Genomic DNA, 13,668 nt, shown 5'->3' with positions numbered 1-13,668 from the left:
TTTTAGGAATGGGAGGTTAGCAGAGATGCGTAAGATTTATTTGGTGGTTTTGTTAGTTTTTTTAATTTTCTTATTGGCAGGAATCTCTTCCGCAGAAACACCTCAGTATGGTGGTGTATTAAGAAGAAGCCTTGTTAATGATCCACCAACTTTGGATCCCGCAATGATAACAGACACTGCTTCCGATGAGGTAGCAAGGCAAATTTTTGACGGTTTAGTGGAGTATGATCCAGATGGGAAAGTAGTAGGGTCTATAGCCAAAAGATGGACTATTTCTAAAGATGGCACAGTTTACACTTTTTACTTAAATAATAATGTATACTTCCACAATGGTAGAAATGTTACAGCAGAAGATTTTGTCTACTCTATCAAGAGAATTATGGATCCTAAGACTGCCTCTCCAAGAGCGAGCTTTGCAGAACCCATTAAAGATGTAGTAGCAAAGGATAAATATACTCTTGTAATTACTCTTAAGAGACCTTTTGCTCCATTTCTTTCTACTTTAACTTATTCCTGCTTCTGGGTTGTGCCTAAGGAAGAAGTAGAAAGGCTTGGAAAAGATTTTGCAACAAAACCAGTTGGAACTGGAGCTTTTATGTTTGATGAATGGAAACATGATGTGAAAGTAAGATTGAAAGCAAACCCAAAGTATTTCCGTGGGCGTCCCTATGTGGATGCTATTGAGTGGATGATAATTCCCGATGAAAATGTTGACTTTATGAATTTTGAAAAAGGACAACTTGATATAACTGGTATACCAGATCCAGAGTGGGATAGGGTAAGCAATGATCCCAAGTATAAACCATATATTTTAGAGAAACCCATGATTGGGATATACTATTTAGGATTTAATGTACAGAAGAAGCCCTTTGATAACAAATATTTGAGACAAGCTATAACCCGCGCAATAAATAAAGAAGCAATAGTAAAGGTTATTAGAAGAAACAGAGCTCAGGTGGCTTATACCATATTGCCACCATCTATGCCAGGGTTTAGTAAAGCCAATTATAATTGGGCAAAGGAAAAATTTAGCTATAATGTTGAAGAGGCTAAGAAACTTCTTGAAAAGGCTGGTTATCCAAATGGAAAAGGACTTCCTGAAATAACTATTTACTACAATAGTAGTGTGGCACATAAAAGGATTATGGAGGCAATTCAGGCTGATCTTCAAAAGATTGGTATAAATGCTAAATTGCAGAACTATGACTGGGCAGTATATCTTGATCTCCTTGATAAAGGAGAGCTTCCTGTTTATAGGCTTGGGTGGGTAGCAGACTATATTGACCCAGATAACTTCTTATGGGTTCTCTTCAATTCTTCTAACTTTGGACCTGAGGGGAATCATAGTTTCTATAAGAATCCAAAAGTAGATGAATATACAAACAAGGCAAGAGTTGAGACCCTCTGGTCTGTAAGAGCTAAATATTATGAAATGGCTGAAAGAATAGTTCTTGAAGATTGTCCGATAGTTCCTATCTATTACTATATTTCCCAAGTTATTTATCAGCCTTGGGTGCATGGACTCTACTTAGATCCATTAACAGGAATCTCTGGAGTAAGATACAGAGTAGTGTGGCTTTCTAAGTAGTAGATAAATATTTGAGGGAGGAGAAGTTCTCCTCCCTCTTATCTTATTTAAGAAAGGAGGACAAAGTTGTTAAGGTATATAATAAGAAGATTACTACAAGCTATACCAGTATTTATAGGTGTAACTCTAATAACTTTTATTCTATTCTTTATCGCTCCAGGAGACCCAGCAAGACTTATTGCTGGACAGAGGGCAGATGCTGAAACCATAGCAAGGGTTAGAGCGATGTGGGGATTAGACAAACCTCTTCCTGTACAATACCTTCTCTTTTTAGGTAGGATAGTTAGATTAGATTTTGGTAGATCCTTTAAGACCAATATTCCAGTAATTGTATCTATTGGGGAGAGATTACAAGCAACAGCTGTACTTGCATTTTTTGCCTTCATAATAGCGGTTTTTTTAGGAGTTACTGCAGGTATTATCTCTGCAGTAAGGCAGTATTCATTATTTGATTATACCGCTATGGTTGTTGCTTTATTAGGGGTTTCAGCTCCTGTATATTGGGTAGGAATAATTTTACTTTTGATTTTTGGTTTTAATTTGGGATGGTTACCCTTAGGTGGTTATATCTCTGAGTATGGTATTAAAGCAGTAATACTTCCTGCTATAACCCTTGGAACAAGACCCGCAGCTTATTTTGCAAGATTATCAAGATCTTCCATGTTAGAAGTAATAAGACAGGAATATATTACAACAGCAAGAGCTAAGGGATTGCCAGAATCAAAAGTTATATTTAAACATGCTTTACGTAATGCTTTAATTCCTGTAGTAACATATGCGGGTATGGTAGTAGGAGATCTATTGACTGGAGCAGTTTTGACTGAAACCATATTTGCATGGCCAGGAATAGGAAGATTAGTTGTTCAGGCTATACTTGATAGAGATCTTCCTGTACTTCAAGGTGGGGTTATTGTTATAGCTCTTATCTATATTTTGGCAAATTTGATTGTGGACTTATCTTATGCTTTAATAGATCCCAGAATAAGGTATGAGTAATTTTGGAGGTTTAGAGTATGGCAGCTAAAGCTAAAGCACTAAAAGAGGATAGAAAGCCAAGAAGTTTATGGAGAATCGCCTGGAAGAGATTGTCTAAAAACAAGCTTGCTCTGTTAGGACTTGGAATAGTTATTTTCTTTGTCATAATTGCTCTTTTCGCTCAATACCTTACGCCCTATTCATGGAATGCAGTTGACCTTTCAAATGCTTTACAACCTCCAAGTTGGGAGCATCCTTTGGGAACTGATGAATTTGGAAGAGATATCTTAAGTAGGATTATATATGGGACTAAAATTTCATTGCAATTTGCTTTTTTTGCACAACTTATTTCTATCTCACTTGGAACAGTTTTAGGCCTTATTGCAGGCTTTTATGGAGGGTGGATTGATGATCTAATAATGAGAATTGTTGAAATCCTTTTTGCCTTTCCATTTTTGTTGTTCGTTATTGCTGTTGTCTCTACTTTGGGTACTGGAATCCAAAACTTATATATTGCGGTAGCAATTATTGGATGGGCAGGAGTATCAAGGATAGTGAGGGGACAAGTACTCAGTTTGAGAGAAAGAGATTTTGTCGCATCTGCTCAAGCAATTGGAGCTTCTACTTGGAGAATTCTTTTCAGACATATATTGCCCAATGCTTTATCTCCGATTATAATTGAGACAACCATTGGAATGGGTGGTATGATTATGTTGGAGGCAGGGCTTTCCTTTTTAGGATTAGGAGTTCAGGCTCCTACTCCTAGTTTAGGGTCTATGGTACAGGCAGGACTTGCCTATTTAAGGAGCTGTTGGTGGTACCCAGTAGCTCCAGGTCTTGTTATAATGATAATAGTGTTTGGTTTTAATCTTTTAGGGGATGGTCTCAGAGATGCGTTGGATCCAAGACTTTATATCTAAGAAAGAAAAGAATAAGCAAAAATACTTTACAGGGCTTGGATGGGTAGAAATATCCCCAAGTGCAATTGCAACTTTGGCGAGTATTGCTACTCTTCAAAGTTATGGCGTGGTAGGAATGGCAGCGAGTAATATTGCTGATGGAATAAGTGAGTTGTTAAAGTTAGAGGAAGTTAGCAGAGGAGTTAGAGTGGAAATAGATGAAGATGGTATAAAAATTGATCTTTATATAATTGTAGCTTACGGTGTTAGAATCCCAGAAGTAGCGCATAATGTTATGGAGAGAATTAAGTGGAGTTTAGAAAGAACCACAGGTCTTAATGTGAAAGAGATAAATGTAAATGTGTGGGGTATAAGGGTTAAAGAAGAAAAAGAACCAATAGTGTGGGAAGAAGAGGTATGATGAGTTTATATAAGATTGATACTAATCTCCTAATTAAGCTTTTTGAGTATGCCACTTATGAGTTAGGAAAACATAGAGAAGAAATAGATCTGCTAAATGTATTTCCTGTGCCTGACGGGGATACCGGAACTAATATGCTTTATACTATGCAGTCTACTTTGAATGAAATTAAAAAAGTAAAAAACTTGACTATAAAAAACATAGCCGATGCAGCAATAAGAGGATCCTTAATGGGAGCAAGAGGAAACTCTGGAGTGATCCTTTCTCAGATTATAAGGGGATTTTGCGAAGTTATTAAAAATTGTGATGAAATAGATGCCAAAATATGGGTTAAGAGTTGGCAAAATGCAACAAGAGTTGCTTATAGGGCAGTTCTTAAACCTACGGAAGGAACTATATTGACAGTATTAAGAGATGGAGTAAAAGAAGCAGTATTAGCATTAAGGGAAACTCAAGACATTTTAAAGATAATGGAAAGAACCCTTGAAAAAGCTAAAGAATCCCTTTTAAATACTCCTAATTTATTACCTATATTGAAAGAAGCAAAAGTGGTTGATGCAGGAGGACAGGGACTTGTTTGGATCTGGACTGGTTTTTATGAGGCACTTTCCGGAGTTGAATTAAAGTTGGAAGAGGAAGAGAAACCTACAGTGGAAATAAAAGAAAAACCCGAAAAAGAAGTCTTAGAAAGTTATGTGTTAACTTATCAATATTGTACTGAATTTATAATAAATTCTCATGAAAACGTTGATTTTACAAACTTTAAGAAATGGCTTGAAACTCAAGGAGATAGTATAGTAACTTCAGAGGCCCCTGGTCTTTTAAAAGTTCACATTCATACTAATCATCCTGGATTAGTACTTGAGAGAGCATTAGAACTTGGGAGTTTGTCGAGAATAAAGATTGATAATATGGCTGAGCAACATGAAGAGAGATTAAGAGAAGAAATTTCTGAAGACGAAAAAACACCATTGAAGGATGTTGGCTTTGTAGCTGTCTCTTGGGGAAAGGGAATAAACGAAATATTTAAGAGTTTAGGGGTAGATATAATCATAAATGGGGGACAAACGTTAAATCCTAGTGTAGAGGCTCTTTCTAATGCGGTTGAAAAGGTTCGAGCAAGAAAAGTTTTTATTTTACCTAATAACAAAAACGTGATTTTAGCAGCAAAGCAATTAGAGAATATTCATAAAGATAGGGTAGTTATTATTCCTACAAAACATGTCCTTGAGGGTATCAGAGCTCTGTATGATTACAATCCAAGAGATACTTGGGAAGTTGTGAAGGAAAAAATGGAGAAAGCTATGCAAAAAATTAAAATAGGGGAGATAACAAGAGCTATAAAAGATTCCTTTTTGAATGGATTAGTTATAAAAGAAGGAAATTTCATTGGCTTAGCTAATGATGAAGTAAAAGTAGCAGGAGATGACATTTTCGAGATTTCTTTAGATCTTTTAAATTTACTTATAGACGAAACTTCGGAGCTTATAAGTATATACTATGGAGAGGATATAACAAAGGAAGAAGCAGAGAATTTATTATTAAAAATAAAAGAACGATATCCAGAGTACTCTATTGACCTTATATATGGAGGTCAACCTTTTTATTATTATTATTTCGGCATAGAATAAACCTATAATAATGCCTACAGAGATAAAACTTCTTAAGGGACTCAAAAACATTTTAGAAAATGAAATCTCTTCTAATTTTTCTGATAAGAGTATTAAATATGGATTAGAAAAGGCACTTGCTGTAGCTCTTAAACAGTTTCCTCTTTGGAATGGTTTTTGGACTCAAAAGGTCTTGGACCTAATAAAGGATTATTCCAAAAGGACTTATGAGGAAAGAGCACAAGCGGTAGTAAGGATTAAGGATATTATTGAAAGAGCAATAGAATTTTATACCGATGAAAATTTCTGGGAGAAATCTGTTCAGTTTGCAAAAGGGGTTGGTCCTCACAGAGCTAAGCTCTTAAATAGACTTGAAATACATACTATTTATGATTTAATTACCTATTATCCACGGGATTATGACGATAGGTCTAAATTAAAGAAGATTTCAGAAATAAAACCTGGTGAGAGGGTGACCATAAAAGTAAAAATTATAGATTATGAAGAAACAAAAACCCTTTACAAAAAGATCCCTATAATAAAGGCAAAGATAAGCGACAATACAGGATGGGCATATGCAGTATGGTATGGACAGAAGTATATTAAGCAGGTTCTTCCACCTGGTACAGAGCTTCTTATCTCTGGAGAAGCCAAAAGGCTCCTAAAACACATAGAGTTTGAAAATCCTGAATATGAGACTTTGGATGAGGGGGAAGATAAGGAGTTTTTAAACGTAGGAAGAATAGTACCTATTTATTCGTTAACTTCTGGTCTTACTCAAAAAGTCCTGCGAAAAATCATATACGATGCATTGACAGATTATTCTATTTTTCTTGAAGATCCTTTACCTAAGTATTTGAGAGAAAAATATAATCTTATGGATAAACCTGTAAGTGTATGGGAGAAGCATTTTCCAACCTCTTTCCTAACTATGGCAAGTGCATCCAAGAGGATAACCTTTGAAGAATTATTCTTTTTACAGCTTAATCTTGCAAAAAAGAGGAGAGAGATAGAGGAATTATCTGCTCCTGTCTTTAATATTCAAAGTGAATTGGTAGAAAAATTCTTAGGCTCTTTACCCTTTAAGTTAACAAAAGCTCAGGAAAAGGTATGGGAAGAGATAAAAAAGGATTTGACTTCAGGAAGACCTATGCATAGGCTTTTGCAAGGAGATGTAGGTTCGGGTAAAACAGTAATTGCAGCTCTTGCTACAATCCTTGCTTATGATAATGGATATCAGACCGCTTTTATGGTGCCCACAGAAATCTTAGCAGAGCAACATTATAATAGGCTCAAGAATATTTTTGAACCCTTAGGCATAAAAATAGCATTACTGACTAGCAGTACCCCTAAAAAGGAAAAAACTTATATTTATCTTGATCTTGCAGAAGGGAAACTTCCAGTAGTGATAGGAACCCATGCTTTGATTCAAGAAGAGGTGACTTTTAAAAAGTTAGGTTTGGTAATCATAGATGAACAACATAGATTTGGCGTAATACAAAGGGCAAAGCTATGGAAAAAAGGTGAAGCTCCACATCTCCTTGTAATGACCGCAACTCCTATTCCTAGGTCTCTTGCCTTGGTACTTTATGGAGAATTAGATATCTCTATAATTGACGAGCTTCCTCCTGGGAGAAAGCCTGTTATAACTTATCTCTTCTCTAAAAAGGAAAGAAGAAAGGTCTATTCTTTTGTAGAAAAGGAAATTGAGAAAGGCAAGCAGGCTTTTGTAGTGTGCCCATTAATAGAGGAATCAGAGAAGTTAGAGGCAGAATCCGCAAAAAAACTATACGAAGAACTAAAAAAATTTTTTCCAAGATTTAATATAGGTCTAATTCACGGGTTAGTACCAAGAGAAGAAAGGACAAGAATAATGGAGGAGTTTCAAAAGGGAGAAATACAAATTCTTGTTGCTACAACAGTTATAGAGGTGGGTGTAGATATACCTAATGCATCTATAATGGTTATAGAAAACGCAGATAGATTTGGACTTGCCCAACTTCATCAATTGAGGGGAAGAGTGGGAAGGGGAAGCGAACAATCTTATTGTTTTCTTATTGCAGATCTGAAGGGTGAAAATGCTAAAGAGAGATTAAAAGTAATGGTAGAAACTAATGATGGATTTGTTATAGCTAACAAAGATTTGGAAATAAGAGGCCCAGGAGAATTTTTTGGAACAAAACAACATGGTACTTTAGATGCTCTTTTTGTAGATTTAACAAAAGATATGAAACTTTTTGAGATAGCGAGAAATGAAGCTTTTGAGGTCATAAAAAATCAGAATGAAAGAATGGAGGAATATGAGAAAGTTTTATTGAATAAATGGCTAAATAAATATCTAAGGGGAGAGTTAAAAGAAATTGTCCTCTGAAATAAAAGTCTCGGGAGGCTTTTTAAAAGATAAAAAAGTAAAAGTTTTGAGACAAGGAAATTATAGGATTACTATGGAACAAGTAAGAAGGTCTATGTTTAATATTATATCCGAAAAGGTTTTGGGAAGTTTTTTCCTTGATCTTTTTGCAGGTTCTGGTATTGTAGGTATTGAAGCTATAAGTTATGGGGCAGAAAAATCTGTATTCGTGGAGAATCATATCCATGCAGTAAAACTTCTAAGGGAAAACCTTAAAAATCTTGGAATACAAGAAAAAACTAAAGTAATATATAAAGATGTTTTTGAATTTCTAAATAAAACTCCAGAGGAGAAGTATGATATCATATTTGCAGATCCGCCGTATGAATTGAGCGAAAAGATTTTAAATGTGGTAGAATATGTCAATAATTATAACTGGCTAAAGATTGATGGTATATTGATCATAGAGCATCATAAAAAGACAATTTTACCAGATGATCTTTTTAATTTGTCTAAATTTTTAGAAAAAAATTATGGTGAGACCGTACTGTCCTTTTATAAATATTAAGGGAGATAAAAAATGATAAAAGCTGTTTATCCTGGAAGTTTTGATCCTGTTACTAACGGACATATTGATATCATACAAAGGGGAGCAAAAATTTACGATGAGGTCATAGTTCTTGTGGCCGAAAATATATCTAAAACTCCTCTTTTCTCTCTTGAAGAAAGACTTGACATGTTGAGGCACTCATTAAAAGACATACCAAATGTTAAAATAGACCACTTCAGTGGATTGTTAGTAGATTATCTAAAAAAAATTGATGTGAAAATTATAATAAGAGGTCTTAGGGCGGTTTCTGATTTTGAGTATGAATTTCAGCAAGCTTTAACTAATAAAAAGTTATATCCAGAGTGTGAGACCGTTTTCTTAGTAAGTGATTTGAAATATACCTTTTTAAGTTCAAGTATGGTTAAAGAGATTGCAAAATTTGGAGGCTGCATAAAGGGACTTGTTCCTGATTATGTAGCTGAAAAACTTTATGAGAAATTTAAAGTTAAGTAAAGAGGTTTAGTAAAATATGGAAGAAATTATAAAGACTTTAAAGGAGTTAAGAGATATTCTTGAAAATTCACCTGCTATTCCTGTGTGGGATAAGGTTCTTTTGGATAAAGACAGATTAATGGAACTAATTGAAAAACTTGATAAATCCATACCTGAGGAATTTTATGAGGCAAAAAAAATAGTGGAAAATAAAGAGAAGATTATAAATAAAGCCTATATAGAGGCAGAAGAAATAATAAAGCAAGCTCAAAAAGAAGCTGAAATACTTGTAAGTAGCAATAATATCACCCTTGAGGCTCAAAAAAGAGCAGAGGATATAATTAGAAATGCAAAAAAGGAAGCAGAAGAAATAAAAAAGGAAATGGACGCCTATATTGAGAGTTTATTAACTAAGGTAGAAGATCTTCTAAAAAAAGAAATAGAGCTTATAAGAAAGTGCAGATCAGAATTGTAATAGTGATTATTGGGTTTTTTTTAATTTTAGAAATTTTAGCCTCTTTCTTTGTATATTTTGACGAAGGTAAAGTTGTAAATGTTAAAGAATTGTTTTTAAATATTCCAGAAGATTTTCCGTCAAATTTTTACATATTAGTTCTAAAGGCAAAAAATCCACATTTCTATGATTTCTTCTACCATCTTATTTTGGGAGATCTCTATTCTTACTCTCAAGTTTCCAAATACAAATTAGTAAAGTTTGAAGGGTTTAATGTAAAAGATGAAGTTCAATTTTATGGTAGATCAGAAATGTTGTGTTTGATTTTAGCTTTTTGGGCTTATGAAAAGGGCCTTAAATTCTCTGATAACTTAAAAATAGGCGTAATTGGAGATGTTTCAAAGGAGGGAGAAGTCTTATCTGTGGCGGGAGCAAGTATTAAGTACTCTACAGCCTTAGAGAATGATATAAATATTTTAATAGCACCTATCCAAAATAAGAAAGAAATAAAAAATTTTGATAATAAAAGTTTATACTGTCTTTTTGTGCGCCATGTAGAGGATGCAAAAAAGAATTTATTAAAGTTTGTTTCTCCTAAGGTTGTCAATGTTAAATAATTTGTGTTAAAATATAACTAACCTATAGTGATGGGTTACCATTACTATAGGCGATTTTTTGTAATATAAAAGGAGGTAAAGTATGGCTCTAACGAAGGAAGAAAAAAGACAGATCATTGAAAAATTCAGATTAAATGAGAATGATTCTGGATCACCAGAGGTACAAATTGCATTACTTACAGAAAGAATAAAAAAGCTTACAGAACATTTAAAGGTACATAAAAAGGATTATCATTCTCGTGTAGGACTACTTAAAATGATTGGCCGTAGAAGAAAATTACTTAAATATTTACAAGAAAAAGATTTTGAAAGGTATAAGAAACTAATACAAGAGCTGGGGTTAAGAAAGTAGTAAATTATGCGACAGACATATTCATTTAAAAAGGATTTTGCAGGAAAGACATTAAAAATTGACATAGGAAAGGTTGCTTGGCAAGCTACAGGAGCTGCTCTTGTGCAGTATGGGGAAACCACTGTACTTGTTACAGTAGTTGCCTCTGAAGAGAAGAAAGAAGATGTTGATTTTTTCCCTTTAACGGTCGAGTATGTGGAGAGATTATATGCTGCTGGGAAAATTCCAGGAGGATTTTTTAAAAGAGAGGGAAAACCTACAGAGCCTGAGATTCTATTTGCTAGGTTAATTGATAGACCTCTAAGGCCATTATTCTCAAAGGACTTTAGAAACGAAGTCCAAGTAATAGTAACAGTACTCTCTTACGATCATGAAAACTCTACAGATATACCCTCTATAATTGGTGCTTCTTGTGCCATAATGCTTGCGGGATTACCCTTTAAGGGTCCCATCGGAGCAGTAAGAGTGGGTTGGGATGGTAAAGAATGGTATATAAATCCGTCGGTTGCTTTAAGTAATTCTTTACTTCTTGATTTGGTTGTAGCTGGCACAAAAGATGCTGTCTTAATGATAGAGGGTGATGGAAAAGAGGTACCAGAAGAGATCTTCTTAGAAGGAATAATAAGAGCTCACGAACAAATAGGAGAAGTTATTAATTTTCAAGAAGAAATTTTGTCCATGGTAAATCCTGTTCCTTTTAACTATGAGCCTTTTGTAGTGAATGAAAACTTAAAGAAAGATGTGTTGGAATATGTCACTGTTGATCAGATAAGAGATGCTATTTTCACTCCAAGTAAGTCTGAAAGACAAAAGGCTCTTGAAGATCTTAAAAAGAGAGTAATAGAACATTTTAAGCCTATTTATGGAGAGATAACAGCGCAGATTGATGAGATAATCAATCAAGAGGCGAAAGCAATATTAACTAAAGTGATCCTTGAAGAGAAAAGAAGAGTTGATGGTAGAAGACTTAATGAGTTGAGACCTGTAAGTTGTGAGGTCGGAGTTTTAAGTAGAGTACATGGCTCTGCTCTCTTTCAGAGGGGAGAAACTCAAGTTCTTTCTGTGGTAACTTTGGGGGCTGGAGAAGAACAGATAATAGAAAGTGTTATAGAGAGCGAGCCTAAGAGATATATTCACCATTACAATTTTCCACCCTTTTCGGTTGGAGAGGCAAAACCCCTTAGAGGTCCTAAGAGAAGAGAGATAGGCCATGGAGCTCTTGCAGAAAGAGCATTGCTTCCTCTTATTCCTAAGGAAGAAGAATTTCCTTATACAATTAGAGTTGTCTCTGAAGTATTAAGTTCCAATGGTTCTACCTCTATGGCAAGTGTTTGTGGTAGTAGTCTCTCTCTGATGGATGCAGGTGTTCCTATAAAAACTCATGTAGCTGGAGTAGCTATGGGATTAATTAAGGAAGGAGAGAAATTTGAAGTACTTACAGATATCCAAGGACTTGAAGATGCTTTAGGAGGTATGGATTTTAAAATAGCTGGAACTAAAAATGGCATTACAGCAGTGCAATTGGATATTAAAGTAGATGGACTATCTTATGAAATTATTGAAAAGACTTTGAAACAAGCAAAAGAAGCAAGATATCAAATTCTTGACATAATGGAGAAAACTATTTCTCAACCGAGACCAGAAATTTCTCCATATGCACCACGAATAATGGTTTTAGAAATTAATCCAAATAAGATTGGAGACCTAATTGGTCCCAGCGGAAAGAATATAAAAAAGATAATTGAAGAAACTCATACAACTATAAATATAAAACCTGAGGGATTAGTTTATATTTCAGCACCAGATCAAGAATCTGCAGAAAAAGCTGCTCAAATGGTACAAGAGTATACAAGAGATATTAAAGAGGGAGATATCTTCTTAGGAAAAGTTATAAGGGTTACAGATTATGGTGCTTTTGTAGAGATATTGCCAGGTAAAATAGGGCTTCTTCATATCTCAAAATATAAGACTACAGGAACAGGTAAAAATCAGACAAGGGAAGAAATTAATTTAGGAGATGAAATTCTTATAAAGGTGGATTCTATAGATCCCAGTGGGAGAATAAGCTTAAGTAGAAAAGACCTTTAATTTGGTAGATGAATATATCTGAGATTGAGTTAAAAAATGGCCTAAAAATTATTCATGACTATATACCCTCAAGAAAGACCATAAATATAATTGTAGCAATTAAGGTAGGCTCAAGACATGAGGAGAAGATAGAACATGGTCTTGCTCATTTTGTGGAACATCTTTTGTTTAAGAATAACTCTGGAAGGGGTATAGATGAGATACGAAAGGAAATTGATCGGTTAGGTGGAGAGCTTGATGCTTTCACGACTAAAGAAACCACTTACTTTACATTAAAGATTTTAAGTTATCATTTTGTCTCAGGAGTAAAGCTTCTTAGTGATATTATTTTAAGGCCAAGGTTCTCTGAAGAAGAGATAAATTTGGAAAAGTCTGTAGTTAGAGAAGAGATTAGAATGTATAAAGATTCGCCAGAAGAGTTGGTATTTGATAATTTCTTTAAGGCTTCTTGGGATAGTCATCCTTTAGTGAGAGAAATATTAGGTACTGAGAAGTCAGTGTCAAATTTTAATAAAGATCTCGTAATTTCCTTTTATAATAAACATTATAAATTAAATAACATGATTATTGGGATTAGCGGGGATGTTCCTTCAAAAAGGATAGAAGAGGTTCTTGATTTTTATTTTACCCAAAACACCTCAAGTAAATTCTTAATCTCAAGTGCTCAAAAACCACCTAAATATAGACCAAAATCAGTTTTTTTAAAGCGAAATTTTGAACAAGTACAAATTCTTTGGGGGACAGAGGGATATGTCCCTGGAGACCCTAATAGAGAATCTCTTGCTTTACTTTCGGTAAGTCTTGGAGGGGGTATTAGTTCGAGACTATTTAGGGAGTTAAGAGAAAAAAGGGGACTTGTTTATAGTGTAGAGACCCATATTTTAAGTTTTAAAGATGCTTCTTTATTTGGTATTTATACTGCTACTGCACCTCAAACAGTGGTTGAGACCTTTAAAACTTTAGCTCAGGAGAAAGAAAAATTAATTAAAGAAGGTTTATCAAAAGAAGAGCTAGATCTTGCTAAGAGGCAAACTATAAATAGTATTTTAATGGCTATTGAAAGTCCTTCTCAGCGGTTATTTTATCTTATAGACTCTTATATTACTTATGGAAAAATTGTCCCTTGGACTGAAAAAATAAAGAAAATAAGAAAAGTGACTTTAGAAGATATCAATAGTACGATAAAAGATATATTTAGTAAGCCCTTTGCTATGTCTGTGGTAGGTCCTATAAATTCTCAACATAAAGAGATTTTAAAGGGGGAAGTATAAA

13 protein-coding genes are annotated in these 13,668 nt (G+C 34.4%); all 13 read left to right on the top strand.

What is annotated here, in order from left to right; all coding sequences use genetic code 11:
- Positions 1 to 25 precede the first annotated feature (25 nt).
- The 13 genes from ACP5QL_RS02565 (at position 26) to ACP5QL_RS02505 (ending at position 13,667) form a co-directional block, all read left to right on the top strand.
- Positions 26 to 1,588, top strand: coding sequence for an ABC transporter substrate-binding protein (locus tag ACP5QL_RS02565; RefSeq protein WP_428125236.1), 1,563 nt, complete (start codon positions 26 to 28; stop codon positions 1,586 to 1,588).
- Positions 1,589 to 1,654: 66 nt separating this feature from the next.
- Positions 1,655 to 2,584 (top strand): ABC transporter permease, encoded by a 930-nt coding sequence (locus tag ACP5QL_RS02560; protein ID WP_012583497.1) that lies wholly within the window; start codon positions 1,655 to 1,657, stop codon positions 2,582 to 2,584.
- A 17-nt stretch (positions 2,585 to 2,601) separates the two neighbouring features.
- On the top strand, positions 2,602 to 3,483 hold the full coding sequence (locus ACP5QL_RS02555; protein WP_272994970.1) for an ABC transporter permease: 882 nt from the start codon (positions 2,602 to 2,604) through the stop codon (positions 3,481 to 3,483).
- Complete coding sequence (locus ACP5QL_RS02550) at positions 3,455 to 3,883, top strand: Asp23/Gls24 family envelope stress response protein (protein ID WP_012583499.1); 429 nt, start codon at positions 3,455 to 3,457, stop codon at positions 3,881 to 3,883. Before ACP5QL_RS02555 ends, ACP5QL_RS02550 begins: the two co-directional genes overlap by 29 nt.
- On the top strand, positions 3,880 to 5,514 hold the full coding sequence (locus tag ACP5QL_RS02545) for a DAK2 domain-containing protein (RefSeq protein WP_428125231.1): 1,635 nt from the start codon (positions 3,880 to 3,882) through the stop codon (positions 5,512 to 5,514). The genes ACP5QL_RS02550 and ACP5QL_RS02545 overlap by 4 nt, the downstream gene beginning before the upstream one ends.
- 10 nt (positions 5,515 to 5,524) lie before the next feature.
- Positions 5,525 to 7,864, top strand: a complete 2,340-nt coding sequence (gene recG / locus ACP5QL_RS02540; RefSeq protein ID WP_428125228.1) for an ATP-dependent DNA helicase RecG — start codon at positions 5,525 to 5,527, stop codon at positions 7,862 to 7,864.
- Complete coding sequence (gene rsmD / locus ACP5QL_RS02535; protein ID WP_012583502.1) at positions 7,854 to 8,411, top strand: 16S rRNA (guanine(966)-N(2))-methyltransferase RsmD; 558 nt, start codon at positions 7,854 to 7,856, stop codon at positions 8,409 to 8,411. Before recG ends, rsmD begins: the two co-directional genes overlap by 11 nt.
- 12 nt (positions 8,412 to 8,423) lie before the next feature.
- On the top strand, positions 8,424 to 8,906 hold the full coding sequence (gene coaD / locus ACP5QL_RS02530; RefSeq protein WP_012583503.1) for a pantetheine-phosphate adenylyltransferase: 483 nt from the start codon (positions 8,424 to 8,426) through the stop codon (positions 8,904 to 8,906).
- Between the two features lie 16 nt (positions 8,907 to 8,922).
- On the top strand, positions 8,923 to 9,360 hold the full coding sequence (locus ACP5QL_RS02525; RefSeq protein ID WP_012583504.1) for an ATPase: 438 nt from the start codon (positions 8,923 to 8,925) through the stop codon (positions 9,358 to 9,360).
- Entirely contained in the window at positions 9,342 to 9,956 is a 615-nt protein-coding gene (locus ACP5QL_RS02520) for a hypothetical protein (protein ID WP_272994964.1), read from the top strand. The genes ACP5QL_RS02525 and ACP5QL_RS02520 overlap by 19 nt, the downstream gene beginning before the upstream one ends.
- An 82-nt stretch (positions 9,957 to 10,038) precedes the next feature.
- Complete coding sequence (rpsO, locus tag ACP5QL_RS02515) at positions 10,039 to 10,308, top strand: 30S ribosomal protein S15 (protein WP_012583506.1); 270 nt, start codon at positions 10,039 to 10,041, stop codon at positions 10,306 to 10,308.
- Positions 10,309 to 10,314: 6 nt separating this feature from the next.
- Positions 10,315 to 12,396 (top strand): polyribonucleotide nucleotidyltransferase, encoded by a 2,082-nt coding sequence (locus tag ACP5QL_RS02510; RefSeq protein WP_012583507.1) that lies wholly within the window; start codon positions 10,315 to 10,317, stop codon positions 12,394 to 12,396.
- An 8-nt stretch (positions 12,397 to 12,404) separates the two neighbouring features.
- On the top strand, positions 12,405 to 13,667 hold the full coding sequence (locus ACP5QL_RS02505; protein ID WP_272994961.1) for a M16 family metallopeptidase: 1,263 nt from the start codon (positions 12,405 to 12,407) through the stop codon (positions 13,665 to 13,667).
- Position 13,668: the final 1 nt, after the last annotated feature.

The sequence above is a fragment of the Dictyoglomus sp. genome, from assembly GCF_049968615.1.
Taxonomy (GTDB): domain Bacteria; phylum Dictyoglomota; class Dictyoglomia; order Dictyoglomales; family Dictyoglomaceae; genus Dictyoglomus; species Dictyoglomus turgidum.
The sequence above is the reverse complement of the archived record's forward strand: the minus strand, read 5'-3'. Positions and strand labels throughout refer to the sequence as shown.

Excerpts from the sequence above, each read along its gene's own strand:
- ACP5QL_RS02565 (WP_428125236.1), top strand. The coding sequence starts at position 26 with ATGCGTAAGATTTATTTGGTGGTTTTGTTAGTTTTTTTAATTTTCTTA.
- ACP5QL_RS02555 (WP_272994970.1), top strand. The coding sequence starts at position 2,602 with ATGGCAGCTAAAGCTAAAGCACTAAAAGAGGATAGAAAGCCAAGAAGT.
- ACP5QL_RS02550 (WP_012583499.1), top strand. The coding sequence starts at position 3,455 with ATGCGTTGGATCCAAGACTTTATATCTAAGAAAGAAAAGAATAAGCAA.
- ACP5QL_RS02545 (WP_428125231.1), top strand. The coding sequence starts at position 3,880 with ATGATGAGTTTATATAAGATTGATACTAATCTCCTAATTAAGCTTTTT.
- recG (WP_428125228.1), top strand. The coding sequence starts at position 5,525 with ATGCCTACAGAGATAAAACTTCTTAAGGGACTCAAAAACATTTTAGAA.
- coaD (WP_012583503.1), top strand. The coding sequence starts at position 8,424 with ATGATAAAAGCTGTTTATCCTGGAAGTTTTGATCCTGTTACTAACGGA.
- ACP5QL_RS02525 (WP_012583504.1), top strand. The coding sequence starts at position 8,923 with ATGGAAGAAATTATAAAGACTTTAAAGGAGTTAAGAGATATTCTTGAA.
- rpsO (WP_012583506.1), top strand. The coding sequence starts at position 10,039 with ATGGCTCTAACGAAGGAAGAAAAAAGACAGATCATTGAAAAATTCAGA.
- ACP5QL_RS02510 (WP_012583507.1), top strand. The coding sequence starts at position 10,315 with ATGCGACAGACATATTCATTTAAAAAGGATTTTGCAGGAAAGACATTA.
- ACP5QL_RS02505 (WP_272994961.1), top strand. The coding sequence starts at position 12,405 with ATGAATATATCTGAGATTGAGTTAAAAAATGGCCTAAAAATTATTCAT.